This is a genomic window from Cohnella algarum (genome assembly GCF_016937515.1).
Lineage (GTDB): Bacteria > Bacillota > Bacilli > Paenibacillales > Paenibacillaceae > Cohnella > Cohnella algarum.
This window is the reverse complement of record NZ_JAFHKM010000002.1, coordinates 4,422,955-4,447,803: the sequence shown is the minus strand read 5'-3', so window position 1 is coordinate 4,447,803 and position 24,849 is coordinate 4,422,955. Positions and strand designations below refer to the sequence as shown.

At 59.7% G+C, this 24,849-nt stretch carries 23 protein-coding genes and 3 pseudogenes; 7 read left to right on the top strand and 19 right to left on the bottom strand.

Annotated features, from left to right (window positions below; all coding sequences use genetic code 11):
- Positions 1 to 83 precede the first annotated feature (83 nt).
- The gene (locus JW799_RS19975) at positions 84 to 3,239 is read left to right on the top strand and encodes a penicillin-binding protein 1A (RefSeq protein ID WP_205431403.1); all 3,156 of its coding nucleotides are present in this window, start codon (positions 84 to 86) and stop codon (positions 3,237 to 3,239) included.
- A 110-nt stretch (positions 3,240 to 3,349) separates the two neighbouring features.
- On the opposite strand, the pseudogene acsA reads toward JW799_RS19975, so the two are convergent.
- Positions 3,350 to 5,073: pseudogene (acsA, locus tag JW799_RS19970) on the bottom strand (acetate--CoA ligase).
- A gap of 213 nt (positions 5,074 to 5,286) precedes the next feature.
- On the opposite strand from acsA, the gene JW799_RS19965 reads away from it, so the two are divergent.
- Both JW799_RS19965 and JW799_RS19960 read left to right on the top strand, forming a co-directional pair.
- A complete protein-coding gene (locus JW799_RS19965; RefSeq protein WP_080840325.1) occupies positions 5,287 to 5,919 on the top strand; it encodes a GNAT family N-acetyltransferase in 633 nt (210 codons plus the stop codon).
- A 20-nt stretch (positions 5,920 to 5,939) separates the two neighbouring features.
- Positions 5,940 to 7,144: pseudogene (locus JW799_RS19960) on the top strand (acetoin utilization protein AcuC).
- Positions 7,145 to 7,174: 30 nt separating this feature from the next.
- On the opposite strand, the gene JW799_RS19955 reads toward JW799_RS19960, so the two are convergent.
- The 5 genes from JW799_RS19955 to JW799_RS19935 all read right to left on the bottom strand — a co-directional run bounded on the left by JW799_RS19955 (position 7,175) and on the right by JW799_RS19935 (position 10,538).
- A complete protein-coding gene (locus JW799_RS19955) occupies positions 7,175 to 7,870 on the bottom strand; it encodes a 5'-methylthioadenosine/adenosylhomocysteine nucleosidase (protein WP_080840329.1) in 696 nt (231 codons plus the stop codon).
- Between the two features lie 89 nt (positions 7,871 to 7,959).
- Complete coding sequence (ccpA, locus tag JW799_RS19950; RefSeq protein ID WP_080840330.1) at positions 7,960 to 8,967, bottom strand: catabolite control protein A; 1,008 nt, start codon at positions 8,965 to 8,967, stop codon at positions 7,960 to 7,962.
- Between the two features lie 140 nt (positions 8,968 to 9,107).
- The gene (ytxJ, locus tag JW799_RS19945; protein WP_240353349.1) at positions 9,108 to 9,464 is read right to left on the bottom strand and encodes a bacillithiol system redox-active protein YtxJ; all 357 of its coding nucleotides are present in this window, start codon (positions 9,462 to 9,464) and stop codon (positions 9,108 to 9,110) included.
- A gap of 103 nt (positions 9,465 to 9,567) precedes the next feature.
- Complete coding sequence (locus JW799_RS19940; protein WP_080840334.1) at positions 9,568 to 9,987, bottom strand: hypothetical protein; 420 nt, start codon at positions 9,985 to 9,987, stop codon at positions 9,568 to 9,570.
- Positions 9,988 to 10,109: 122 nt separating this feature from the next.
- Positions 10,110 to 10,538 (bottom strand): VanZ family protein, encoded by a 429-nt coding sequence (locus tag JW799_RS19935; RefSeq protein WP_205431400.1) that lies wholly within the window; start codon positions 10,536 to 10,538, stop codon positions 10,110 to 10,112.
- A 126-nt stretch (positions 10,539 to 10,664) separates the two neighbouring features.
- Between JW799_RS19935 and JW799_RS19930 the strand changes: the two genes are divergently transcribed.
- The gene (locus tag JW799_RS19930; protein ID WP_080840337.1) at positions 10,665 to 11,189 is read left to right on the top strand and encodes a type 1 glutamine amidotransferase domain-containing protein; all 525 of its coding nucleotides are present in this window, start codon (positions 10,665 to 10,667) and stop codon (positions 11,187 to 11,189) included.
- Positions 11,190 to 11,246: 57 nt separating this feature from the next.
- Here the strand turns inward: JW799_RS19930 and ptsP are convergent, their stop codons facing one another.
- From ptsP to crcB, 7 genes and pseudogenes are all read right to left on the bottom strand, one after another.
- The gene (ptsP, locus tag JW799_RS19925; RefSeq protein ID WP_080840339.1) at positions 11,247 to 13,001 is read right to left on the bottom strand and encodes a phosphoenolpyruvate--protein phosphotransferase; all 1,755 of its coding nucleotides are present in this window, start codon (positions 12,999 to 13,001) and stop codon (positions 11,247 to 11,249) included.
- A 4-nt stretch (positions 13,002 to 13,005) separates the two neighbouring features.
- A pseudogene (locus tag JW799_RS19920) lies at positions 13,006 to 14,880 on the bottom strand (glucose PTS transporter subunit IIA); the annotation flags it as partial.
- 61 nt (positions 14,881 to 14,941) lie between these two features.
- The gene (locus tag JW799_RS19915; protein WP_205431398.1) at positions 14,942 to 15,625 is read right to left on the bottom strand and encodes a class I SAM-dependent methyltransferase; all 684 of its coding nucleotides are present in this window, start codon (positions 15,623 to 15,625) and stop codon (positions 14,942 to 14,944) included.
- A 218-nt stretch (positions 15,626 to 15,843) separates the two neighbouring features.
- Positions 15,844 to 16,278, bottom strand: coding sequence for a CoA-binding protein (locus JW799_RS19910; protein WP_080840344.1), 435 nt, complete (start codon positions 16,276 to 16,278; stop codon positions 15,844 to 15,846).
- A 17-nt stretch (positions 16,279 to 16,295) separates the two neighbouring features.
- Complete coding sequence (gene aroA / locus JW799_RS19905; RefSeq protein ID WP_205431396.1) at positions 16,296 to 17,591, bottom strand: 3-phosphoshikimate 1-carboxyvinyltransferase; 1,296 nt, start codon at positions 17,589 to 17,591, stop codon at positions 16,296 to 16,298.
- A gap of 61 nt (positions 17,592 to 17,652) precedes the next feature.
- On the bottom strand, positions 17,653 to 18,036 hold the full coding sequence (locus tag JW799_RS19900) for a fluoride efflux transporter FluC (RefSeq protein ID WP_080840346.1): 384 nt from the start codon (positions 18,034 to 18,036) through the stop codon (positions 17,653 to 17,655).
- A complete protein-coding gene (gene crcB / locus JW799_RS19895) occupies positions 18,033 to 18,410 on the bottom strand; it encodes a fluoride efflux transporter CrcB (RefSeq protein ID WP_205431393.1) in 378 nt (125 codons plus the stop codon). The genes JW799_RS19900 and crcB overlap by 4 nt, the downstream gene beginning before the upstream one ends.
- 197 nt (positions 18,411 to 18,607) lie before the next feature.
- Between crcB and JW799_RS19890 the strand changes: the two genes are divergently transcribed.
- The gene (locus JW799_RS19890) at positions 18,608 to 18,910 is read left to right on the top strand and encodes a rhodanese-like domain-containing protein (protein WP_205431390.1); all 303 of its coding nucleotides are present in this window, start codon (positions 18,608 to 18,610) and stop codon (positions 18,908 to 18,910) included.
- Here the strand turns inward: JW799_RS19890 and JW799_RS19885 are convergent.
- Positions 18,905 to 19,435, bottom strand: coding sequence for a shikimate kinase (locus tag JW799_RS19885; RefSeq protein ID WP_420830639.1), 531 nt, complete (start codon positions 19,433 to 19,435; stop codon positions 18,905 to 18,907). The genes JW799_RS19890 and JW799_RS19885 overlap by 6 nt on opposite strands.
- A 144-nt stretch (positions 19,436 to 19,579) precedes the next feature.
- Between JW799_RS19885 and JW799_RS19880 the strand changes: the two genes are divergently transcribed.
- Positions 19,580 to 19,873 carry a hypothetical protein gene (locus JW799_RS19880; RefSeq protein ID WP_080840352.1) on the top strand — a complete coding sequence of 98 codons (294 nt, stop codon included), beginning with the start codon at positions 19,580 to 19,582 and terminating at the stop codon, positions 19,871 to 19,873.
- Between the two features lie 2 nt (positions 19,874 to 19,875).
- Here the strand turns inward: JW799_RS19880 and gndA are convergent, their stop codons facing one another.
- The 4 genes from gndA to JW799_RS19860 form a co-directional block, all read right to left on the bottom strand.
- Positions 19,876 to 21,291 carry an NADP-dependent phosphogluconate dehydrogenase gene (gndA, locus tag JW799_RS19875; protein WP_080840354.1) on the bottom strand — a complete coding sequence of 472 codons (1,416 nt, stop codon included), beginning with the start codon at positions 21,289 to 21,291 and terminating at the stop codon, positions 19,876 to 19,878.
- Positions 21,292 to 21,395: 104 nt separating this feature from the next.
- Positions 21,396 to 21,692 carry a hypothetical protein gene (locus tag JW799_RS19870; protein ID WP_080840355.1) on the bottom strand — a complete coding sequence of 99 codons (297 nt, stop codon included), beginning with the start codon at positions 21,690 to 21,692 and terminating at the stop codon, positions 21,396 to 21,398.
- A 158-nt stretch (positions 21,693 to 21,850) separates the two neighbouring features.
- Positions 21,851 to 22,513: an SGNH/GDSL hydrolase family protein gene (locus JW799_RS19865; RefSeq protein WP_080840359.1), complete on the bottom strand. Its 663-nt coding sequence runs from the start codon at positions 22,511 to 22,513 to the stop codon at positions 21,851 to 21,853.
- A 192-nt stretch (positions 22,514 to 22,705) separates the two neighbouring features.
- A complete protein-coding gene (locus tag JW799_RS19860; RefSeq protein WP_080841032.1) occupies positions 22,706 to 23,302 on the bottom strand; it encodes a hypothetical protein in 597 nt (198 codons plus the stop codon).
- 197 nt (positions 23,303 to 23,499) lie between these two features.
- Between JW799_RS19860 and JW799_RS19855 the strand changes: the two genes are divergently transcribed.
- On the top strand, positions 23,500 to 24,165 hold the full coding sequence (locus tag JW799_RS19855; RefSeq protein ID WP_205431385.1) for a YktB family protein: 666 nt from the start codon (positions 23,500 to 23,502) through the stop codon (positions 24,163 to 24,165).
- Between the two features lie 81 nt (positions 24,166 to 24,246).
- On the opposite strand, the gene JW799_RS19850 is transcribed toward JW799_RS19855, so the two are convergent.
- Positions 24,247 to 24,801, bottom strand: coding sequence for a hypothetical protein (locus tag JW799_RS19850; protein ID WP_205431383.1), 555 nt, complete (start codon positions 24,799 to 24,801; stop codon positions 24,247 to 24,249).
- Positions 24,802 to 24,849: the final 48 nt, after the last annotated feature.

The window sequence follows — 24,849 nt, the reverse complement described above, 5'->3', positions numbered from 1 at the left end:
CTCTTTATAGCACACCCCTTCGAAGGAAGTCAAACGATGGTTAGTTGTGGTATAATATTTCTGTTTGTTGAAGGAGGTTCTTTATGGAAGAAACGATGCAGACCCCTCCCCCCTCCAAAAGGAGAGGCTCAGGCTGGCTACTCGGCGTGAAGATTGCGGTGTACACCGTATTATGGCTCATTCTGTTCGGCATCCTGACGGGACTGGTGGCCGCGGGAGCGGTCGGGGGCTACGTAGCCGCGCTCGTCAAGGACGATCCGGTGCGCCCGCGCTCGCTCATCGAGGAGAAAATCAACGAAAACGCCATTACCGGATTCGTGTATTTCAACGACAACACGCTGGTCGGCCAGCTTCGCACCGAAGAAGACCGGCAGCCCGTCACCTATGACGAAATTCCGCAAATCGTCATCGACGCCGTCTTATCGATCGAAGACAAAGATTTTTTCAATCATATCGGGATCGATTCGAACGGGCTGATGCGCGCGGTCAAGCAGCAGGTGCTCAACGAATCCGTGCAGACGGGCGGAAGCACGATTACCCAGCAGCTCGCAAGGCAAGTATTTTTGACCTTGGACAGGACGAACACGCGCAAAGCGAAGGAAATTTTTCTCTCGCTGCGCCTCGAACGCTTTTTGAACAAGGAAGAAATTTTAACCGCTTATTTGAATAAAATCGCTTACGGCAACGGCTCGTCCGGTTACAACCTGTACGGAATCAAAGCGGCGGCCAGGGGGATTTTCGGCGTCGAGCTGAAGGACCTCAATCTGGCGCAAGCCGCCTACCTGGCCGGCGTTCCGCAGCTTCCGTCCGCCCATTCCGCTTTCACCAGCAAAGGGGAATTCAACGAAAGCCGGTTCAACCGGGCCGTCAACCGGCAAAAGCTCGTCCTGGCCAAAATGCTGGAGTACGGGAAGATCACCCAGGCGGAGTACGAGGAGGCGCTCGCGTTCGATCTTTACGCCTCGCTCGCCAAACCGGTCCAGAAGGCTTACAATACGTATCCTTATTTAATGCTCGAGGTCGAACGCCAAGCGGCCCAGCTTCTCGTGCTCAAGGAATACCCCGAACTGACGAAAGAGGATTTGAGCAAGGAGGAGAACGCCCCGCTGCTCGAGCAGGCCCGCGAGCAATTGCTGCGGGGAGGCTACAAGGTCAAGACGACGATCGACAAAGAAGTGTACGACCTCATGCACGACATCGCCGAAAATCCGGACAATTTCTCGCCGGACGACGCGACGAAGGGCGTCGAGCAAATCGCGTCGATCATGATCGATCATAAAACCGGCGCCATTCTCGGCATGATCGAAGGCCGCGAATTTCATATCGAGCAATTGAATTTCGCGACCCAAATGCTCCGTCAGCCCGGATCGGCCATGAAGCCGATCGCCGCTTATTTGCCGGCGATCGACAAAGGGCTCATTCAGCCGGCGAGCGTACTGGACGACGCGCCGATCATTCTGAACAACGGAAGCGGCGGAGCCAAACATATCCCGAAAAACTCGAACAACACGTACACGGGTCTCGTCACCGCGCGGACGGCTCTCGACAAGTCGCTGAACACCGCCGCGCTGAAAATTTTCCTGGAAAAGCTGACGATCCCGGAAGCCTGGGATTTCGCGCGCAAGCTCGGCATCACCTCGCTCGTCGAGGAAGACAATTACGCGCAAACGGGCGTCATCGGCGGCCTGAAGTACGGCGTGTCCGTCGAGGAATTGACGAACGCGTACGCCGCTATTGCCAACAAGGGCGTGTTCAACGACGCTTACATGATCGAAGAAATTACCGATGCGGAAGGCAACGTCGTCTACAAGCACACGCCGAATCCGCAGCGCGTCGTTTCGGAGCAGTCCGCTTATTTGATGACGGATATGATGCGTACGGTCATTACGAGCGGAACGGCGACGTCGATCAAATCGCAATTCGAGAACTACGGCAAAATCCCGGTCGTCGGCAAAACCGGAACGACGCAAAATTATGCGGACGTCTGGTTCGAGGGCTACACCCCGGACATTACGCTCGGCGTGTGGGCGGGTTACGAGAAATCGACCCACACGCTGTCGACCAAAGGACGCGCCCGCGCCAGGGAAATTTGGGCGAAAATCATGAACGAAGTGACCGAAGCGAAGCCCGAGCTGTTCCCGACCGACAAGTTCGAAAAGCCCGACGGCATCGTTTCGATGACGGTATCGAGCGTCAGCGGAAAGCTGCCGACCGATCTGACTCGGCAGGCAGGACGGCTTACGACGGACATTTTCAACAAGAAGTTCATCCCGACCGAGTCCGACGACGCATTGGTCAAAGTCCAATATATCACGTACAACGGCGTCAACTACTTGCCGCACGACGAAACGCCTTCCGATCTGCTGCGGGAAGCGATTATGGTGAAGCGCGAGAAGCCGATCGACGAGCTGATCGGAGAACTTCAGGCCGCGCTGCCGAACGTCTCTTCGGAAAGCCGCAAGTCGCTCTCGTACTATTTGCCGAAAGACGCCAAGGACAGCGCCCCGTCCAAGACCGACCCGCGCAGCGACGACGGAGGGACGCCTTCCGCTCCGTCCAACGTCTCGGCGGAAACGCTGGACGGAGGCAAGGTTCGGATTACGTTTACGCCAAGCCCGCAAAAGGACGTGGCCGGCTACCGCCTGTACCGCTCCGTCAACGGAGGCCCGTTCCAAAAAGTCGAAAACTCCGTTTTTACGGGTGACGAGGCGAAGTTCATCAATTACATTTCGTCCAGCAACGCCTATCAATATTACGTCACCGCCGTGGACGTGGTCGGCAAGGAGTCCGGGCGCAGCGCGGTCGTAAGCGCGGGAAGCGGCGCCGGAGAGATTCCGGTCGATCCGAATTTGCCGCCCGCAGGCGGAACCGACGGGGGCAGCGGCGGAACTTCCGATCCGGGCAGCACCCAAGCTCCCGGAACCGAGGCTCCGGGGTCCGAAGCTCCCGGAACGGGCAATCCGCTCGCGGCGCCGGGCTCGCCTTCCGGGCTTCAGGCGCAAATCCGGGATACCGGACTCGCGCTGTCGTGGAACCCGAATTCGGACGCCGACGCGGTGACCAAGTACGAGGTCTGGTACAGTCCGTCCCAGAACGGCAAGTACACGCTGCTCGGCTCCGCGCAAACCCCCGGCTACGAAGCGCCGGCGCCGGTCAACGCCGGCTGGTACCGGATTACGGCGATTAACGGCGTCGGCCAATCCGAGCCTTCCGCCGCGATCGAAGTGAAAACGAACTAACGGAATAAAGAACGGCAGAAGGGCGATCCTCCGGTTGCGAAACCGCGAAGATCGCCCTTCGTTTGCTTTTATTTATTTTCAAGAGTGCCGAATGGCCGGATGATCATGGATTAGTCCTCAATCGTCGACAAGTCGCCGGTGGGCAAATTCAATTCCCAAGCCTTCAGCACGCGGCGCATGATTTTGCCGCTGCGCGTCTTCGGCAGTTTGTCGCGGAATTCGATTTCGCGGGGCGCGGCGTGCGCGGACAATCCCTCTTTGACGAATTTGGAGATTTCCGTCTTCAACTCGTCCGAAGGAGCGAAGCCTTCTCGCAGCGAAATGAACGCTTTGATGATTTCCCCCGAAGCGGATCCGGCTTGCCGATGACGCCCGCCTCGGCGACCGCCGGGTGCTCGACGAGCTTGCTTTCCACCTCGAACGGCCCTACCCGCTCGCCCGACGTATTGATCACGTCGTCGATCCGGCCCTGGAACCAGAAGTAGCCTTCCTCGTCCTTGTAAGCGGAATCCCCGGACACGTACCAGCCCGGAATACGGAAATATTCCTCGTACTTGGCGGGATTGTTCCATACTTTGCGCATCATGGACGGCCACGGCGTCCGGATCGCGAGATTGCCCATCCGATAAGGCGGCAGCTCGTTGCCCTGATCGTCGAGAATGGCCGCCTGAACGCCCGGGATCGGCTTGCCCATCGAGCCCGGCTTGATTTCCATGCTCGGATAGTTGCAAATGAGCTGCCCGCCCGTTTCCGTCATCCACCACGTATCGTGGATGCGCCGATCGAACGCCTTCAGCCCCCACCGCACGACTTCGGGGTTGAGCGGTTCGCCGACGCTGAGCACGTGGCGCAAATGGGACAGGTCGTACGATTTGACCGCTTCTTCGCCCGCGCCCATCAGCATCCGGAACGCGGTCGGCGCGCTGTACCAAACGGTTACTTTATATTTTTGCAGCGTCGAATACCAATCCTGCGGACTGAACCTTCCGCCGCGGATCACGTTGGAAGCGCCGTTCAGCCACGGGGCGAAGACGCCGTACGACGTTCCGGTCACCCAGCCCGGGTCGGCGGTGCACCAGTAAACGTCGTCTTCCCGCAAATCCAGGACGATGCGGCCCGTATAATAATGTTGGATCATGGCGTTTTGCACGTGGAAAATGCCTTTCGGCTTGCCCGTCGACCCCGACGTATAATGAAGAATAAGTCCGTCCTCCCGGGTCAGCCACTCGATTTCGGCTTCTCCCGGCGCTTCGTCCATCGCTTTGCGGAAATCGACGATGCCTCCGCCTTCCTCGACGCCGTCGCCGAATACGATCACATGCTTCAGCTCCGGCAGCTCGTCGCGGGCGACGCGGGGAAGCAGCGCCGGCGTCGTGACGATCGCCGCGGCTCCGCTGTCCTGCAGCCGGTCCTTGACGGCCGTTTCCATGAACGCTTCGAACAGCGGACCGACAACCGCTCCGACCTTCAAAATCCCGAGCAGGCTGAAATACAGCTCCGGGGTCCGAGGCATGAAAATGAAGACGCGATCCCCTTTGCCGATGCCAAGGCTGCGGAGCACGTTCGCAAAGCGGTTGGACTCCCTGCTCAGATCGGCATACGTATAACTTTCATCGCGTACGCTGTCGCTGTAATGCAGCGCGATGCGGTCGCCCTTCCCTTCTTCCACATGACGATCGATCGCCTCGTAAGCCATGTTGACTTTGCCGGTCGTCGACCAGGAGAATCGTTGCTCGATGTCTTCCCAACGGAAGTTTTGCACCGCTTGTTCATAAGATTCGAGGTTGGAACCTTTCGCCGTTACGGCCAGCTTCTCATTGTGCTGCAGAGTCATTGCCCTCACCATCCCGTTCGAATACGAATTCAAAGTGCCGATCACGCCGAAGGAATGCGCTTTCATTCATTCGTTTTCCGGCTAACGAAATTAAGTATATCATAAAACCCGGCGAATCGTCACAATGTTGTCATATAAAGCGCTTTATAAGTAAGCGCTCTCCTCCTTCCTCCCCTTTTGTTGTATAATGACAGCATTCGAGGAGGGAAAGACATGGAGCACCTGAAACGGTTCCACCGGCATATTCGCGACGGGACGAACGGTCCGATCTCCGTCGAAGGCCCGATTCCGCCGGAACGGCTCCGGGAGTACCGGCTTCACCCGAAGCTGGACGCTTTCCGGCGTCCCGCGGAGCAGCATGCCGCGCTCGTCGAAATCGCCGAGCTCCCCGAAGGCCGAATCGTCGCGGCGCTCGAAGGCGACCTGATCGTCGGCTACGTCACGTTTCACTACCCGGACGAGCTGGAAACCTGGTCGCAAGGCGGGATGGACGATTTGATCGAGCTCGGGGCCATCGAAGTGGCGGACGATTACCGGGGACTCGGCCTCGGCAAGAGCCTGATTCAAACGGCTTTCGAAGACGGCCAGCTCGATAACGCCATCGTCTATACGACCGAGTATTATTGGCACTGGGACCTGGAAGGAAGCGGACTGAACGTCTGGGAATACCGGGCGATGATGGAGAAATTGATGAAATCCGTAGGGATGGTCTGGTTCGCAACCGACGACCCGGAAATTTGCGCCCATCCGGCGAACTGCCTCATGGTCCGGATCGGCAAGGACGTGCCGCTTTCCTCCGTGGAAAAGTTCGACCGGGTCCGGTTCCGGCAGCGGTTTATGTACTAACGCTCGTACGAAAGGAAGCGATGTTTGTGAATTCACCGATTTCCGGCCCGATTTGGATCGACAACGCGTCTTCGGGCCGGTACCGGTTTCGCGAAGACCATCCGTTCCACCCGGTCCGCCTCAAGCTTACGGAACGGCTGCTGAAAGCATGCGGCGCGCTCGAAGCGCGGCAAATCGCCGTCCCGCAGCCTCCGGCGGACTGGGAAGCCGCGCTGGCCTGGATCCATCGCGCCGACTACATCGAGGCGGTCCGCCGCTTGAGCGGGACCTCTCCCGCCGAAGAAGCCGTCGAACTGGCGGCGAAGTACGGTCTGGAGCCCGACGGGGACACCCCTTACTTCCCCGGCGTTCACGAAGCGGCGCAAGCGGTCGTGCACGGCACGATCGCCGCGGCCGAGGCGGTCATGTCGGGGGCGGCGCCGCATGCGCTTCATTTGGGGGCGGGCTGCATCACGCGTTTCCCGACCGGGGAGCCGGTTTTTGCGTGTACAACGACGTAGCGGCGGCCATCGCCTGGATACGGCGGAAGTATGACGCGAAAGTGCTGTACATCGACACGGACGTCCATCATGGCGACGGCGTGCAGTGGTGTTTTTACACGGATCCCGACGTCTTTACGCTGTCCATTCACGAGACGGGAAAATATTTGTTTCCGGGAACGGGATTCGCCCACGAGCGGGGAACCCAGTCCGGCTACGGCGCTTGCCTGAACGTTCCCGTGGAGCCGTATACGGAGGACGATTCCTGGCTCGACAGCTTCGGGGCCGCCATCGAGAAAGCCGTCCGCGCGTTCAAGCCCGACGTCATCGTAAGCCAGCACGGCTGCGACGCCCATGCGTTCGATCCGCTGTCGCACGTTCACTGCAGCATGCGCATCTACCGCGAAATGCCAAAGCGGATCCACCGCCTCGCCCACGAATGGACGGACGGCCGTTGGATCGCGCTGGGCGGCGGGGGCTACGATCATTACCGCGTCGTTCCCCGCGCTTGGGGGCTGCTGTGGCTGGAAATGACCGGCCATCCGCTTCTCGAAGCCATCGACGCCGCGCCGAGCGGAGCGCCTCTGCCGGCCTCCTGGCTGCCGGCGCGGCAAGACGGCGTCCCCGAAGGCATGCCGGCTTCCTGGCTTGACGATGCGTCCGCGTGGACGCCAATGCCAAGACGCGCCGAAATCGCCGCCAAAAACCGCGAGGTGCTGGAACTCGCGCTCCAGCACCTCGCGTAAAGCCTGGCTGCCCTGCCTTTCCGGCTCGGGTTACAGCCTTTGAATCATGTCGTCGACGATCGCGAAGGAGCGGCCCGCCGCCTCGACGGTAAATTCCGCAAAATTGACGTGCGCCGAGCCGTCCGCTTTGTCGGACATCGAGCGAATAATGACGTGGGGCACCCCGTTCATGGCGCAGACCTGGGCGACGGCCGCTCCTTCCATCTCCGTGCAAGCGCCGCCGAACTGCTCGTGCAGCGCCCGAACGACATCGCGGTCGGCGACGAACTGGTCGCCGGAAAGAATGACGCCCGTCCTGCAGCGTCCCGGGTATAGCCGTTCGCCGGCCTCGACCGCCATTCGGATCAGCGTGTCGTCGCCCTTCCACTCCGATACGTCCTGATACGGAATGACTCCGCGTTTGAAGCCGAGCGGCGTCACGTCGATGTCGTGCTGAAGGCAGCTCGACCCGACGACGATATCCCCGATTTCCAGGCTCGGATCCACCGCGCCGGCCACCCCGGTAAAAATGATTTTATCCGCCAAAAAACGGTCGATCAGCACTTGCGTGCAAACGGCGGCATTGACTTTCCCCACGCCGGATTTGCATACGGCCACTTTGCGGTCATGGAGCGACCCGATGACGTAATCGATGCCGGAGCGGTTCATCGTCACGACATCGCGCATTCCTTGGAGGAGCAGGTCGATTTCCTCCTGCATGGCCCCGATAATTCCGATCACGGGCATTCATTCCCTTCGTTTTCAGATAAAGAAACCCCGCCGGGACGGAAACTTCCCGAGCGGGGCCTGTCGTATGGCCGCTTGCGCGATCAGGCTCAAGAAAGAGCGCTGGCCGAACGGCGAACGATCAACTCGTGCGGGAGAACGACTCTCGCCTGGTCTACCGTTTCCTTCTTCATCAGCTTCGTCAGCAGCCGCATCGATACCGCCCCGATGTCGTACATCGGCTGCGCGACCGTCGTCAGCTGCGGGCGAACCATCGATGCCATGCGAATGTTGTCCACGCTGATGACCGAAATGTCATCCGGCACTTTCAATCCGGCATCCTGGATGCTGTGGATCGCCCCGATCGCCATCTCGTCGGTTGCGGCGAATACCGCGGTCGGCCGTTCCGGCAGCTCCAGGAAATACTGCATCGCTTCGATTCCCGATTCGTACTTGTAGTTCCCTACGCGCACGTACGTTTCGTCGAGCGCAAGCCCCGCCTGCTCGAGCGCGCGCTTGTATCCGTGGTAACGGGCATAGCCGTTGGCCGGATCCTGAAGGGTACCGCTGATCATGGCGATCCGCCGGTGGCCGTCCGCGATCAGCTTGCTCGCCGCGTCGAAAGCAGCCGCTTCGTGGTCGATATCCACGGACGGCATCGTCCCCTTCTCGTCGGTCGTCGCGCACAGGACGATCGGAACGTTCGAAGTGCTGAACGCCTGAAGGTGCTCGTCCGTCACCGCTCCGCCCATGAACAGCAAACCGTCCACTTGCTTCTCCAGAAGGGTGTTGATGACGCGGATTTCCTTCTCTTTGCGCTTGTCCGCGTTGCAGAGAATAATATTGTAGTGATACATGTTCGCAATATCTTCGATACCGCGCGCAACCTCGGCGAAGATCGCATTGGCAATGTCGGGAATGACCACGCCGACCGTCGTCGTCTTCTTGCTCGCCAGCCCGCGGGCGACGGCGTTGGGGCGATAACCGAGCCGTTCGATTGCTTCGTATACTTTCTTGCGTGTCTGCGGCTTCACGTTCGGATTGTTGTTAACGACACGGGAAACTGTCGCCATCGACACGCCAGCTTCACGAGCCACGTCATAAATGGTTACCGTCACAGTCCTCGCTCCAATGTTCATAGACATCCTCGATAGGGCTTGTCCATGGGATAATAAGGTAATGATACGACAAATTTGCCGTTAACGCAATGTAACACGGCCGCTTGAAAAGCCAAATCTCGACTTTTGGCCGAATGGCCTCATCCGGCTTCCGCGGAACTCAAACGGTCTTTGAGAAAATCGTACGTAATTCGCCAATGCGACTCGTCCCAGACCGGCTTTCCGTCCCGAACCAGGATCACTTGCGGGGATTTATGCGTAACGCCGAGCGATTCGGCGATCGCGTTGCTGACGGGCCGTTCCTCGATCACATGAACGAGAGCGTAGTCGACCCCGCCCGCTTCGTCGTCCGCCGTATAATGCTGCCACTCCTCGTGCGCGCCCGCGCTTACGGAGCATTGCGTGCTGTGCTTGAATACGAGCAAAGGCTTCTCCTTCGTGGCGCGAAGGGCGTCTTCCCAATCGTCTACCGTCATCAAACGGCGTATTTGTGCCAATGCCGATGCCTCCTTGAAAATGATGCTCTTTATTTTCATGGTAACAGAAAATCGTTTTTTTCGCAAAAAACGAGGCGATGCCGCCCCGTTTTCGCTCCATTCGTCAATAGCATATGTATTGCGAGCTTAATTGCGACAATCGTCCGTTCAGCTCCGTTTTCCATTGTTCGTCTCCGACGTTGGATGCGACCAGCAGCAAATCCAGCAATTCGTCCATCCGCTCCTCGGTCCGTCTCGCGACGGCCGTCGCCGTGATCCGCCTTTCCCGCTTGTGCAAAGCGGCAAGAACGCCGACCCACTCATGCCGCTCGTCGAAAAGAACGGTCTGCGGCCGCGGCGCCGGCCCGAGCTCGCCGATGAGGCGTCCGAGCTCCGCCTTGACTCCGGGAAACACTTCGTTTCGACCGCACTCATCGCATGAATAGACCGGCACGTTGGCAATGCTCGCCTTGCGCGCGTGCAAAACGGTGCGGAGCGTTAATTGCTGGCCGTGGCCGCATGGACAGCGCTTATGCAACGACATTCTCTCCCAACCCCCGGAACCGCGTTCCGGGCCATTTCGTTTCTCCCCTCTCGTATTCGCGCCTGCGGAAGGGAACTCCTTCTTTATAAGGCGCTGTAAATACTGGTATTTTCAAGACGTATTTACTTGCGTTTTCTTGCGGAGCGGCCGCGCTCCCAGCCGTTCCATATGGCGACGCAAACGACGGCGACGGCCGCGCCGATCCCGTCGTGCAGCAAATCCGCCAAGTCGGGCGTCCGGTTCGGGACGAACGACTGATGCCATTCGTCGGTAACGCCGTAAAGCAAGCTCATCAACACGACCAGCAAGCTCCTGCCGACGTTCATTCTGCGAAAACCGAAGCCGAACGCATAGCAGAGCGCGAGGACGAAATAGGCGGCATAATGTCCGGGATCGAAGCTTTCCAGCCATGGAAACAGCTTTTGCACCCAGGGCAGGACGGTGTCCAGCTCGTCTCCGGTACGGGAAGACAAGATAAAAATGACGGCCATCACGACGACGGCGGGAAGCCAGCGAACGAAGCGGCGGCCGGTCGGGGAATCGTTGGACATGAAGATTGAAAACTCCTTTGCGGGTTAATTTCGGATGAACGGGACGTCCGATTCTGTTAAAATAAGTGCGACGCGGCTTTGACGAAGCCGCAAAACGCGTGTCGGTTTTCAAAAGGAGGAAGAACCGTGACTCAGACCAAAAAAGTCATCTGCCTGCTGGACGAGGAATTCGAAGACCTCGAGCTCTGGTATCCCGTTTACCGGGCGCGCGAGGAAGGCGCGGAAGTGCTGTACGCCGCTCCCGAAAAAGGGAAAACCTACATCGGAAAATACGGCGTCCCGGCCGTTTCCGACCTTTCCTACGGCGAACTGGACGCTTCGAAGGCGGACGGCTTGCTCGTTCCGGGCGGATGGGCCCCCGACAAAATCCGCCGCGATCCGAACGTGCTGGAGTTCGTTCGGCAAATGGACGCCGCCGGCAAGCCGATCGGGCAAATCTGCCATGCCGGCTGGGTGCTCGTTTCCGCGAAAATCGTGCGGGGACGGAAAGTCACCTCGACCCCGGGCATCCGGGACGACATGGAAAACGCCGGCGCCGTATGGGTGGACGAGCCCGTCGTCATCGACGGCAACCTCGTTTCGTCCCGGCGCCCGCCGGATTTGCCGGCATATGCCAAGGCGTTTTGCGATTTGCTGTTCGGCCGCCTCTAAACGTTAAAAAGGAGGATTCCTTCGGCCTTGCGCCGGTCGGGAATCCTCCTTTTCGCGTCAGTTCACTCCCGGCTTGACATTCCCTCCCGCCAGCGCGATTTCCGCATGGAAACGCTCCAGGCGTTCCCGGATTTCCCGGGCCGTGCCGCAGCGGAACAATTCGCCGACGAGCCCGAGGCAGTCCTGGGCTTTCGTGCGCAGCAGCGTCTCCTTGACCGGCAAAATCGCCTGCGCCGACAAGCTGAGCTCATGGATGCCGAGACCGAGCCAAAGCGGCATCGCCCGCACGTCGCCGGCGAGCTCCCCGCACACCCGGACGGGGATTCCCCGCCGGTTCGCGGCTTCGCTCACCGTCCGCAGCATCCGCAGGACCGCCGGATGATACGGCTCGTACAGATGGCTGATCTGCTCGTTCATCCGGTCGACCGCCAGCGTGAACTGCACGAGATCGTTCGTCCCGATGCTGAAAAAGCTCACTTCCTCCGCCAGCAGCTCGGCGATGACGACCGCCGCCGGCACCTCGATCATGACGCCCGCGGGCACGTCGCGGTACGGCACGCCTTCGGCGGCCAGCTCGCCGGCCGCTTCCGCAAGCAAAGCGTTGGCCGCGCGAACTTCCTCCAGCGTCGCGATCAACGGGTACATCACCTGAACCTCGCCGTGAACCGCCGCCCGGAGAATCGCCCGAAGCTGCACCTTGAACAGGTCTTTCCGGTCCAGGCTGAACCGGATCGCCCGGTAGCCCAGGAACGGGTTGTCTTCCTCCGGCATTTCATGGTAGTCCAAATGTTTGTCTCCGCCGATGTCCAGCGTCCGAATGACGAGCGGCTTGCCGTTCAGCCGTTCCGCCGCGGACCGGTACACTTCGAACTGCTCCTCCTCCGTCGGAAACCGGCTGCGGTCCATGTACAGAAATTCCGTCCGGAACAGGCCGACTCCGTCCGCGCCGCTCCCCAAAGCCGCGTCGAGCTCCTTGACGCTGCTGATGTTCGCGGCCAGTTCGAGCGCGATGCCGTCCGGCGTGACCGGCGGGATCGACGCGAGCGCCTGCAGCCGCACCCGCGTTTCCAGATGCAGCCTGCGCAGCTCCGTGTAGCGCTGCAGCGTGTCGGACTTCGGGTTTACGTGCAGCTGGCCGGTTCCCCCGTCGATAATCAGTAAATCGCCCGTCGCGATCGGCTCCTTCGTCTTCCCTTCGATTCCCATCACGAGCGGAATGCCGAACGCCCGCGCCATGATGGCGGCATGCGAAGACGGACTGCCGACCATCGTCACGATGCCGAGCACGACATCCGGCTTCAGGTGAATGAGCTGCGAAGGCGTCAACTCCCGGACGACAAGCACGAACGGCTGCGTGTCCGACGGCAGCGCGATTTCCGGAACGCCGAGCAGATGCTTCAGCAGGCGATTGCCGACATCTTTAATGTCGAGCGCCCGCTCTTTCATATATTCGTCGTCGAGCAAATCGAACATCGTGACGAAATGATCGATCGCTTCCTTCACCGCCACCTCGGCGGCCTTGTACTGCCGCTGGATGATGCCCTTGATTTCGTTCATGAACACAGGATCGTCGAGGATGGCCAAATGAGCGTCGAAAATGCTGATCTCTTCGGGGCCGACGGCTTCGTCCATCTCCGTCTTGATCTGGTAGATCTCCGATTTGGACCGTTTCACGCCTTCGTACAGGCGGTCGAATTCGGCGGCCAAATCGCTGACGTCGATTTTCTGCTCCGGCAGCTCCCATTCCCAATTGGGCAAGACGAACGCCTTGCCGATCGCGATCCCTTCCGAGGCTCCCAATCCCTGTATCATGCTCTCCCCCCTTGTTCTCTCTCTCTCTCACGACGACGGACATGACGGCCGCCTGACCTTTTTTGACCGCTTTAAACGGCGCATAGCGCCAGGACTTGACGACGTCCGGATTGGTGATCACCATCGGAGTGGCAATCGACTTGGCCTGATGTTTCAGCTTCGGCAGGTGGAAGCGGATCAGCGGCTGTCCCGGCGTGACCTCGTCTCCCTCTTTTACGAATGCCGTAAAGCAATCCTTGATTTGCGAAGAGTCGATCCCGATGTGGAGCAGCACTTCGAGCCCTTCGTCGGTCGCGATCCCGATCGCATGCTTCGTCGGGTACAAATGAACGATTCGCCCCGCGACGGGGGCGACGAGCTCCCCCCTGTCGGGCAGAAACGCGACGCCCCGGCCCACGAGCCGCTGCGAAAAGATCGGATCGTCCACCTCTTCGATCGGAATCATGCGGCCCTGAACCGGCGCATGGAACTGTACCTGGTGAACGTCCTGCTGCATCAGCTTGAAAATTTCCTCGCGGATCAAATCCGAGTACGTGCCGAATACGACCTGCACGTTGCCCGCGCCCAAATGGATGACGCCCGCGGCGCCGAGATGGCGAAGCGACTTCGAATCGATCCGGCGGTCGTCGGAAAGCGTCAGCCTGAGCCGCGTGATGCAGGCGTCCAGCCGGACGATGTTCTCCTTGCCGCCCAGCGCCTGCAGCACGAGCGGCGCGCGGTACGGAATGTCGCCCGCCCAGTCGTCAAGCCTGGAAGCGTCCTCCCGGCCGGGCGTCGACAACTCGAACTTGCGGATGACGAGCCGGAACATGACGTAATAAACGATGCCGACCGCAAGGCCGATCGGGATGAGCAGCCAGCCTCTGCTGGCCAAGGGCAGGTTGATCAAAAATTCGAGCGCCCCGGCGGAGAAGCTGAACCCGTGCCGGATGCCGAGCTCGTACGTCAGCCACATGATGCCGCCGGACAGCAGCGCGTGAACGATGAACAAATAGGGCGCGACGAACAAAAAAGCGAATTCGACAGGCTCGGTCACCCCGGTAAGGAAGGCCGTAAGGCCGGCAACGCGGAACTGCTTGCGGATTTTGGGCTTCAGATCTTCCCGCGACTCGTGAATGATCGCGTAAGCGATGGCGGGCAGCGCGAACATTATGACGGGATACAGGCCGGCCATGTAGACGCCCGCCGTCGGGTCCCCCGCGAAAAATCGCGGCAAGTCCCCGAAAAACGCGTTTCCGTCATCCGTCCGGTACTCCCCCACCTGGAACCAGAACAGATGATTCAAAATGTGGTGCAAGCCGAACGCGACCAGGATCCGGTGCAAAAATCCGTACAAAAAGACGCCGAACCCTCCGGCCATGGCGACCATCTCGCCGGAAGCCGCCACGAAATCGCCGATCGCGGCGCCGACGGCGATCATGAGCCAGGAGAAGAGGATCGATACGCCGGCCATAAAGACGGGAACGAAGCGCGAGCCGCCGAAAAACTGCAGATATTCCGGCAGCTTGAGCGCCTTGAAGCGCTCGTTCGCGAGACCCGACGCGATCCCGAGCACGGCTCCGGCGAACATCGACGGCTGCACGCCTTCCGGATCGTAAGCGGCGGTTACCGCCGTGAAAATGAGCATTCCCGCAAGCGCCGACATGCCGGCAAGCGCCGACTGATTGGACAGCCCGAGCGCGATGCCGACCGCAAACACGTAGGGCACATACTGAAATATATTCAACCCGGCCGCCTGCAGCAATTCGGGCATTTGAGGCCAGCCGAGCATCGCCCATGGCAAATGCGCGAGCATGATAAAAATGGCGGCTGCGGGCAGCACCGTCATCGGCAGCATCATCGCCCGCCCCAACCGTTGGAGATAGCCCACACCCATCATGAGCCGGAAGTCCCCTCCTTTCTCTCGATGTTACGTCTATGCGGCCGGTTTTGTCAAAAGCTCATTTCGCTTTCGGGGCGTAAAAAACCGCAAACCCGAGCCGCTTGTACACGCTGTCCGCATCCGCGAAGCCCGCTTCCCGCAGCCAGCGCAGCTGGTCGGAGACGGTCGCGTTGCGGTCCTGCTTCCTCCGTTCCTTGGACGCCTCGATCAGTTCCGGCGGCAATCCCGTCGCGGCGACTTCCCGCTCCCATTCCCGCAAATTGAAGGCCTCGAAGAAGGGCGTTTCCCCCGCGGCCTGATCCGCGTTGATGAATGCGCCTCCAGGACGGATCATGCGGTAAATCTTTTTGAACAGCTTTTGCTTGTCCGCATGCTCGAGATGGTGAATCGACAGCGACGAAACGACGTAATCGTACGTTTCCGGAAATTCGCGCTCGGCGTAGTCGCCCGTTATGAACCGGACTTCGGCGGGGTGGCGCTCGAACCGCTTTCGCGCCTGATCGAGCATTTTTTCGCTGAAATCGATCAGCGTCAGCTTCGCCTGCGGGCAGGCCGCGGCGACAAACGACGTCAGAAGCCCCGTGCCGGCGCCCAAATCGAGGATGGACGGAGCGGCGCGCTCCGGCCGGATGAGCGACACGGCCATCCCGTAAAACTGGTCGAAGTCGGGTATAAGGCTTCTGCGCTGCCAATCGTAGCCGTCCGCTCCGAGGTCGAACAATTTTTTAACGTGTTCGTACATGATTAATTTCCCCGCTTTCCGCCTGGCGGCGATCGTTTATCCCGATTGTAGCCCAACGTCGGCAAGAGGTGAAATATATAAAAAGTATTTTGTTCATAGCTTTCAACTATATATAGCGCTTTGCGCCTATTTTTCGTTTAAGCAAGAGGCGCCCCGCGGCAACCGAAAACGTCTGCCGCGAAGCGCCCATGTTGCCTGCCCGGCGGGATCGTCTCGTATTAACGTCCCGCTCTGCCGCCCGGAAGCAAAATCGAATCCTCGACCTTGATGCAGCGGTCCATAATGACTTCCAGACCGCCTTTGCGGGCGATCTCCGCCGCTTCGTCGTTGGCGATGCCGAGCTGCAGCCACAGCACCTTCGCCCCGATCGCGGCCGCGTCCGCGGCAACGGCGGGCGTATGCTCCGGCCGGCGGAAAACGTTGACGATGTCGACCGGCTCGGGAATGTCCTTCAAGCTCGCGTAGCACGTTTCGCCCAAAATGCGCTCCGCGTTCGGATTGACCGGAATAATCCGGTATCCTTTCGCCTGCATCGCCGCCGACACCTGATGCGACGTTTTTTCGGGATCGTCGGATAACCCGACGACGGCGATGTTGCCCGCGCCCTCCAAAATTTCCTTGATCCGCTCGCGCGGCGGATTTTCGAATGCCATGCCGGGTCGCCTCCTTTTTATTCCTTTACCCACTCGACCTTCGCGCCAAGCGAGGCCAAATGATCGAAATAGTTTGGGTAGCTTTTGGCCACATGATGCGCGTCCGATATCCGGATCGGCCGTTTCGACCGGAGACCCACGATCGACAGCGCCATAATGACGCGATGATCGAAGTGCGCATCGATCGTCACGCCCCCTTCCACGCCTTCGGGACGGCCGTGAACGATGATTTCGTCCCGCTTCTCCTCGACGTTCGCGCCCGCTTTGCGGAGCTCCGTCAAATAATCGGTTATGCGGTCGCACTCCTTGTAGCGCAAATTCTCCACGTTGTAAAAGCGCGACGTGCCTTCGGCGAACACCGCGGCGGCGACCATCGCCAGCACTCCGTCCGTAAACTCGTCGCCGTCGAATTCCCCGGCCGCAAGCTTGCCGGTGCCCTTTACTCGCACGATTCCGTTTTCATGCGTCAGAGGCACCCGCATGCTGCGCAGAACGTCGACGACCGCTCGCTCGCCCTGCTTGCTGTTTTCCAGCAGCCGGTGAACGGTCACGTCCGACTCCGTCACCGCGGCGGCGGCCAAAATCGCCGCCGAGCCGGGATAATCGCCCTGCACGGTATACGTTTGCGCGAGATACCGCTGGCGTCCGGGAACGCGGAAGCGCATCAGGTCGTCCGACGCCTCCGCGACGATTCCCGCTTCCCGCATCACCTCCAGCGTTTGGCCGACGACGACCTTGGACTTGAGATCGTGAAGCACTTCGATTTCGCTGTCCTCTTCGAGCAGCGGCGCCAAAAACAGCAGCGAGCTTAAGTATTGGGAACTCACGCTTCCGGAAACCTGGATTTTGCCGCCGCGCGGCTTTCCGCCGCGGATCGTGATCGGCAGCTTCCCGCTCTGGTGCTCCACCTCGACGCCCATGCTTTGCAGCGCGGCGATCAGATCGTCGTGGGGACGTTTGCCAAGAGACTGCGGGTAGGCGTTGACGAACGTCACCTCCGGCAGCAAGGCGGCGACGGACATGAGAAAGCGCAGCACCGCTCCCGCGTTGCCGACGTTAAGCGACTTCGCCGGGAACGGGAAGCGCCCGAACCCCTTAATGACGATTTTCTCGTCGTCTTCCTCGAGGACGGCGCCGAGATCGCGGATGCAGCGGCGCATCGCGTCGCTGTCCTCGCTGTGGGCGGGGAACCGGATCGTGCTCGTTCCTTCCGCCAAAGCCGCGACGAGCAAATAGCGGGTCGTGTAGTTTTTGGAGGAAAGAGCCTGTATTTCGCCTTGCAGTTTTCCCGTGGGAGTGACGATCATATCCATCTGTTCATACGCCCCTTGTCTTGGACATCATTTTTGTTCCGATAAAAACGACTTGGTTCGGTCAGTTGCGCAGCAGCGCCCGGCCCAGCAGCCAGCCGGCGGCGAAAGCCGCCATGCCTCCCGCGTAGGAAGCAAATACATAGACGGCCAGCTGCCGCCCTTGGCGCTCGCGGGTCAGCTCCGCTTTTTGCGCGTTTAGCGTCGAATACGTCGTGAGCCCGCCCATGATGCCGGTTCCCGCGAACGCGAACGCCGCTTCGCTGCGTTCGTCGGCGTTCGCGCCGACCAGCGCGCCGAGCGCGAGCGACCCGGCCAGATTGACGGCGAGCGTCGCGCTGCGCGGCTTGCCTCCCCGCTTCGCGGTCCAGCGGCCGACCCCGTACCTGGCCACCGCGCCGATCGAACCGCCGACGCCGACGAGACAGGCAAGCGCCCACCCGTTCATCGTTCCCGCCCCCTTCCGAGCTTCAGCCCGAGCGAAGCGAGCAGCCAGCCGGCGATGCCGCTCGATGCGGCGTAAAGAACGGCCGCAGCATATGCGTCGTGCCGCCAAAGCTCCCACAGCTGGGCGTTAAACGCGCTGAACGTCGTAAAAGCGCCGAGAAATCCGGTGCCGAGCGCTTCCTTCCACCAGGGCGACACCAGCTTGCGCAGCGCGAGTCCCGACAGCCAGCCGAGCAGCAGCGAGCCGCTCAAATTGATCGCCAGCGTCGCCCACGGAAAGGACGAACCTCCTCCGTTCGGCAGGACGAGCGTCAAGCCGTGCCGGGAAACCGCCCCGAAAAATCCGCATACCGCGATCGCAACGATAACGGTCATTTGGCATCGCGACTCCCTGTTCCGAAATAAGCTCCGTTGAAAAAATCGTGCCTTACGCAATGCGCGGGTTGGCCGAACGGCCTTTCCGATTCGCCTCGTCCGATTCGTTTGACAGCGTATCCGGCGGTTCATTATGATTATTCTGTCGGTACGGTCACGATACCGATCACCGGTTCGACGAGAGGAGACGAAGCAAAATGAGCGAGTACGCGACGATTTCGGTCGAACAGCTGAAAGAGCGGCTCGACGCGGGCGAGAACCTGCATCTGATCGACGTCCGCGAAGACGAGGAAGTCGCCCAGGGCATGATTCCCGGCGCCCTTCACCTGCCGCTCGGCCAGGTGCCCCAGCGTCTTGACGAAATTCCGCGGGACGAGGAAGTCATTTTCATTTGTCGCAGCGGCTACCGCAGCGGGCAGGCCTGCGAATATTTGACCTCGCTCGGATTCAAGAAGCCGGTCAACCTGCTTGGCGGCATGCTGGCCTGGCAGCAGCTATAACGCCCAGCGAACGAGCAGCTCGGCCACCTCGAGAGGCGACCGGCCGGACGTGTCGACCGTCGCATGCGCGAAATCGTAGGCATGGCGCCGCGTGCGCAGCAGATGGTCGATTCGCTCCGCCGCGTCTCCCTTGAGCAGCGGCCTGGCTCCGGTCCCTTCCGGGTCGGCTTCGATGACGCGCTTGAGCAGCGTCTCCCGGTCCGCCGCCAAGGCGACGACCCAGCCGCCGGCGAGCATGCGGCGCCGGTTTTCCTCGCGGAGCACGGCCCCGCCGCCCGTCGCGACGACATGCCCGCTGCCGCCGAGCACCTCGTTCAGCACGCGGCTTTCCCAATCGCGAAAGACCGTTTCCCCGTTCTGCGCGAAGATGTCGGGAATCGCCTTCCCCGCTTGCCGGACGATCTCCTCGTCCGTATCGATCCGCTTCCACCCGAGCCGCTCGGCGAGCAGCCGGCTTACGGTCGATTTTCCCGTTCCCATAAATCCGACCAGGATGATATTTTTCGGTGTCGCTCGCTCGCTCAAACCTTTTCTCCCCGCTCCCTTGTACACTTTTCTTATCATATCACACAACCGCCGGGTCGCCCTAGGTATAAATCCGTTCTTTTTTTCGTATGGTGATAATGATCGGATTGTCCTTACGACTTTTGAAGCCAAGGTGGTCTGCCCATGAATTCCGCCGGTACCGGCCGTTTGCCTCGCCCGCAAGCGCTTGACGAACCGCTCAGACGATTGCTCGATCCCTCCTATCCGCTTTGCCGGGAGGATCTGATCTGGGGGCTCGACTATATCAAAAGAAAAGTGGCCGACGGAGCGCCCGAATGGACGGCGCTCGATCGGCCACGATTGCTGGCGCATTTCGCTTGCTACGCGGGGCTCGCCATGCATCTGCTTCACCGGCAAAACCCGTGCGGAGAAGATGCGGCTTGCTTGCGCGCGATGCTGGCGGACATGCTCCCCTAAGCTTAGGATTCCATCCAGTTGTGGTGGAAGACGCCTTCCTTGTCCAGACGCTTGAACGTATGGGCGCCGAAGTAGTCGCGCTGGGCCTGGAGCAGGTTCGCCGGCAGCCGTTCGGACCGATAGCTGTCGTAGTAGGCCAGAGCGCTCGCGAACGATGGAACCGGAACGCCGTAGCGGATGGCGGTTCCGACGACGTCGCGCCATGCGTCCTGATAGTTTTGGACGATGTTTTGGAAATATTCGTCAAGCAGCAGGTTTTTCAGCGCCGGATCGCGGTCGTACGCATCCTTGATGTTTTGCAGGAAACGGGCGCGGATAATGCAGCCGCCGCGGAAAATCATCGCGATGTTGCCGTATTGCAGGTTCCAGTCGTACTCCTCGGAAGCCGCGCGCATTTGCGCGAAGCCTTGCGCGTAGGAGCAGATTTTGCTGGCGTACAGCGCCTTGCGCACGCTCTCGATGAAGGCGGCCTTGTCGCCTTGGAAGGCCGGCTTTTGCGGTCCGCTCAGCACTTTGCTGGCGGCGACGCGCTCTTCCTTCATCGCCGACAGGAAGCGGGAAAATACCGATTCCGTAATGATCGACAGCGGCACGCCAAGGTCGAGCGAGCTTTGGCTCGTCCATTTGCCGGTGCCTTTTTGGCCTGCGGCGTCGAGGATGACGTCGACCATCGGCTTGCCCGTTTCCGGGTCTTTTTTCGAGAAGATGTCGGCGGTAATCTCGATCAGGTAGCTGTCGAGCTCGCCTTTGTTCCATTCGGAGAAAATTTCGTGCAGCTCGTCGGTGGACAAGCCGAGCACGTCTTTAAGCAGCTGGTACGCTTCGCAAATCAGCTGCATGTCGCCGTACTCGATGCCGTTGTGGACCATTTTGACGTAATGGCCCGCGCCGTCCGGCCCGATATACGTGCAGCAAGGATCCCCGTTCACTTTCGCCGAAATGCCCGTCAGGATCGGCTCGACCAGCTTGTACGCTTCTTCGGGGCCGCCCGGCATGATGGACGGGCCTTTCAGCGCGCCTTCCTCGCCGCCGGATACGCCGGTGCCGATAAAGTTGAAGCCCTGCTCGGTCAATTCCTTCGAGCGGCGCTGGGTGTCGGGAAAGTAGGCGTTGCCGCCGTCGATGATGATATCGCCTTTGTCGAGGTGCGGCGTAAGCGACGCGATCGTCGCGTCCGTGCCGGCGCCGGCTTGAACCATGATCAAAATTTTGCGGGGCTTTTCAAGCGATGCCACGAACTCTTCGACGGAATAAGCCGGTACCAGGTTTTTCCCTTTGCCGTCCGTGGCGAGCAGATCGTCCGTCTTGTCGCGGGAACGGTTATATACCGCTACGGTGTAGCCGCGGCTTTCAATGTTCAGAGCAAGATTGCGTCCCATGACGGCCATGCCGACGACGCCGATGTGTGCTTTAGACATCTTCGCTTCATCCTTTAGACAAATTTTTCACAATATCGTTATTGTACTCGTTTTGCCCGCCGATGAAAACCTTCTTTGCCGAATCTTCATTTTTGGTAAAATTTCTATACAACCCGATCAAGCGCTATTCGGACTGCTGCCGAAAATCCCGCCAAGCATACTCGATACCCGCCCGCTAGATAAGCAAAATCGAGGTAACGCCAGCCGTCTTTATAATCCCGGAGCTCGAACTCGGGAAAAAGCCCTTCGAAGCTGCCGAACGCAGGCCACCATACGTTTTTCAAAAATGTCTCGGAACCGCGGCCAAGCCCCTTTCGCAGCCTGGCCGCGCGCTCCCCTCCGCTGCCTTTAAGCTGATCGCTCATCCATCGATCGTAAACATTCGTTTCCGGACCGTTCATTTCGCGTCCCTCCTGAAAAAAATAAGCCGCCCGCCCGGAATCAAACCGGCGCGAACGGCGAGTGCTTCTCGACTTGTATACGAAACTATCCGGAACTATGCGAGACAATCTGCAACGATGCGGGACGTTCCACAGCCAGTCGGCGAGGCGGCCGGCCATCAGAGCCCACGCGGATTCCACTCGAACCCGAGCGCGTTCAGCAAAGACCGCGCCAGCGTCATATGTCCGCTCACGTTCGGATGGACGCGGTCCCATGCCAGCGTCGCCGGATACAGATGAGCCAGAACCGCGTCGAATGCCGCCTGCGTATCCACGAACAGCGTTCCATGACGTTCCGCCGTCTCCTTGACGATGCCGCCGTAGCGGTCCATCTTGGCCCGCATCGCGTCGGCGCGGTTCGGCTCCAAATAAAACGGGGTCATCAGCACGATCCCCTTGACGTGAGGCTTCGTTCGTGCCACGAGCTCGTCCAGCGTCGCCGCATACTCTTCCTCCGGCACTTGCCACTCCTTGATCGTCGGCGTATCGAAGTGTCTCCACACGTCGTTCGTCCCGATCATGATCGACAGCCAATCCGGCTTCAAATCGAGCACGTCGGTTTGCCACCGCGCCTTCAAATCGCGAACCGTGTTCCCGCTGATTCCCATGTTGACGACCCGAATTCCCAATTCCGGATAGACGGCCTGAAGCAGTCCGTCCGCGTAAGCGGCATAGCCCCTGCCGAGGGCATTGAACAGCCCTTCTCCGACCGGCTTCGTCCGTTCGCAGTCCGTGATCGAATCTCCGATCATGACCAGCTTGTCGCCTTTGTCCAGTTTCATCTCCCGATCTCCCCCGAATCCGCATATGAAATCATTTCCAGACAGCCTTATTATACTCCGCTCGTAAGCGTGTTCAAGTAAAAGACAAAAAAAGGACGCCCTCGCGGCGCCCTTCCCTATTTCCAACGGCTTCACGCTCTGCGCGAGCGCTCCGGCAAATCGGCCTGTCGAATTGTTGCTTGTTAATTGTCGTTACAGCTCCAGCATCAGCATTTCCTTGCGCATTTCGACTAGCTTCTGTTTGCTTGCTTCCGCTGCTTCCGCATCTCCTTGCTGCAACGCTTCATGAAGAACCGCAAGCTCGTAATCGAGCTCGAGACGAAGCACTCCCGCCCGGAGTTCGGCGCGCTTGGATTTGAAGGCCTGCACCATGTCTTCCAGCGTGATTTGGGGGCGTTTTTGAAAAATAATGCGATGCTCCATGCCCGACACCTCCACGAGACGGATAATTTCTCCAAACATGATGTTCTCGATGAGCAACTGTCGATCTCGAAACCGTTTGACGACGGCATGGCCGCGCGTATCGTTGATCAGCTTCTCGATGCTGCGAGCAAGCCGTTCGTCCTTAACCACGTACGTCCCAACCATCTTGTAACGCGTTCGGGTCCGCTGAAATCGGAACTTGAGCAGCTTCCGGCCGCTTCGCACCGAAACGAGAAAATGTTGATCGTTCTCGCTCCAGTACAGAGAGTAGCCGTTCTGAATCAGTTCGCGGATCCAATTTTGAATCTGTCTGCGGTCAAAACGAAGCTCGAGGTCGCAATATTCCACTTCGTAGCTTCGATTCACGGCCATCCCCCCCTCCCGCATCGTTGCACGGCTTGAGTTATTGACCGAATGTTCAGACATTTCTTGCTTACTTCTATCTTATACCCCATCTTATGTTCTGGCAACTTGGTTTCTTGACTATTTTGTCAACTTGGATTTTTGACCGTTATCCGGTATAGTGGGTTCAACGCTTGAACGATTCAGACGAGGTGAAAAAAATGAACACGACCGCAAAACCTTCCGCAGCCGAACCCGCGGCCGAGTTCGCCGGCTTCGAAGCCGCGGACTTCGACGCCATGGCCGTCCCGGGCCTGGAAAACCGGATGTCCGCCATTATTGAAAGCGTTCGGCCGAAGCTGCACGCGTTGGGCGATTCCCTTGCCCCGATCCTGACCGGGTTGTCCGGAACGCAGCTGTATCCGCATGTGGCCAAGCACGCCAGGCGGTCGGTCAATCCGCCTGACGACACTTGGGTCGCATGGTCTCCGAGCCCGAAGGGCTACAAAATGTTCCCGCATTTCCAGATCGGCCTCTGGTCGACGCATTTGTTTATTCAGTTCGCTATTATATATGAGTGCCCGACCAAAGACGTGCTCGCGGTACGCGCGGAAAATGAGCTGAAATCGATCCGCTCCTCCGTGCCCGCCGATTATCAATGGTCCAAGGATCATATGAAACCGGAAGGAACCGCCCACAAGGACATGTCCGACGAGGAGCTGAAGGAGCTGTTCGTCCGGCTCCGCAAGATCAAAGCCGCCGAGCTGACGTGCGGCCTGCACGTTCGCCGGGACGACCCGGTGCTCCGGGACGGCAAAGCGCTGCTCGCCAAGGCGGAATCCGTGTTCGCCACGCTGCTGCCCCTGTACCGGATGGCGAACGCGTAACGCGAGGAAAGAGCCGCTCCCATTCCGGCTCTCATTCGAAAGCCGCCGATCGCCCGAAGCGGTCGGCGGCTCGCCGGAACGTCAGCCTCGGGCGGAGGTTTCCCCTTTCGGCTCGCGCGGCCACAGCGTATAGCTGAAGCTGATCAGAAAATCGATGCCGAGCACGACCGCCCACCCCAGGATCCAAGACACGAACGGAGACTCGGCGTTCAAGTCCTTTTCCCCCGCCAGCCAGCTCATGACGAGCAGCAGAATGCCGCCGATCGCCCACGCGGCCAGATGCAGCAGCCAGCCTTTGCGTTCGTGCGCCGCATGCTCTTTCCCGTACAGCTTGCGGGGAGCCTCCCCGCCCATGAAGCGATGAGCGAACCTTGCGTCGGCCCAGCGAATCATCCGATGGCCGAACGCCACCGATACGCCGACGTACACGGCCGCCAGGTTGTGCGTCCATGAAGGCTCGGCTCCGCTGCGCAAATCGATGACGGCCGCCGCGAGCAGGATCAGATCGACGACGGGCGTGCATGCCAGCAGCCAAGCGCCCGCCTTCCTTTTGTTCAGCGCATAGCGGAAAAAAAGCCCCGCGCCGACGAACACCCAAAATCCGATTTCGCACGCTACGATTAAAAATCCGATCATCACCGATTCTCCCTTTTTAATACATCGTATGAAAACAAGCTTATTTTA

Coding starts and splice junctions, on each gene's coding strand:
- JW799_RS19910 (WP_080840344.1), bottom strand. CDS start 16,278: ATGGCATTCGAAAATCCGCCGCGCGAGCGGATCAAGGAAATTTTGGAG.
- JW799_RS19955 (WP_080840329.1), bottom strand. CDS start 7,870: ATGCCCGTGATCGGAATTATCGGGGCCATGCAGGAGGAAATCGACCTG.
- JW799_RS19865 (WP_080840359.1), bottom strand. CDS start 22,513: ATGAAACTGGACAAAGGCGACAAGCTGGTCATGATCGGAGATTCGATC.
- JW799_RS19850 (WP_205431383.1), bottom strand. CDS start 24,801: ATGATCGGATTTTTAATCGTAGCGTGCGAAATCGGATTTTGGGTGTTC.
- gndA (WP_080840354.1), bottom strand. CDS start 21,291: ATGTCTAAAGCACACATCGGCGTCGTCGGCATGGCCGTCATGGGACGC.
- JW799_RS19890 (WP_205431390.1), top strand. CDS start 18,608: ATGAGCGAGTACGCGACGATTTCGGTCGAACAGCTGAAAGAGCGGCTC.
- JW799_RS19915 (WP_205431398.1), bottom strand. CDS start 15,625: ATGTACGAACACGTTAAAAAATTGTTCGACCTCGGAGCGGACGGCTAC.
- JW799_RS19870 (WP_080840355.1), bottom strand. CDS start 21,692: ATGAACGGTCCGGAAACGAATGTTTACGATCGATGGATGAGCGATCAG.
- aroA (WP_205431396.1), bottom strand. CDS start 17,591: ATGGATATGATCGTCACTCCCACGGGAAAACTGCAAGGCGAAATACAG.
- ptsP (WP_080840339.1), bottom strand. CDS start 13,001: ATGATACAGGGATTGGGAGCCTCGGAAGGGATCGCGATCGGCAAGGCG.
- JW799_RS19880 (WP_080840352.1), top strand. CDS start 19,580: ATGAATTCCGCCGGTACCGGCCGTTTGCCTCGCCCGCAAGCGCTTGAC.
- JW799_RS19900 (WP_080840346.1), bottom strand. CDS start 18,036: ATGAACGGGTGGGCGCTTGCCTGTCTCGTCGGCGTCGGCGGTTCGATC.
- JW799_RS19855 (WP_205431385.1), top strand. CDS start 23,500: ATGAACACGACCGCAAAACCTTCCGCAGCCGAACCCGCGGCCGAGTTC.
- JW799_RS19965 (WP_080840325.1), top strand. CDS start 5,287: ATGGAGCACCTGAAACGGTTCCACCGGCATATTCGCGACGGGACGAAC.
- JW799_RS19975 (WP_205431403.1), top strand. CDS start 84: ATGGAAGAAACGATGCAGACCCCTCCCCCCTCCAAAAGGAGAGGCTCA.
- crcB (WP_205431393.1), bottom strand. CDS start 18,410: ATGACCGTTATCGTTGCGATCGCGGTATGCGGATTTTTCGGGGCGGTT.
- JW799_RS19935 (WP_205431400.1), bottom strand. CDS start 10,538: ATGTCCAACGATTCCCCGACCGGCCGCCGCTTCGTTCGCTGGCTTCCC.
- JW799_RS19940 (WP_080840334.1), bottom strand. CDS start 9,987: ATGTCGTTGCATAAGCGCTGTCCATGCGGCCACGGCCAGCAATTAACG.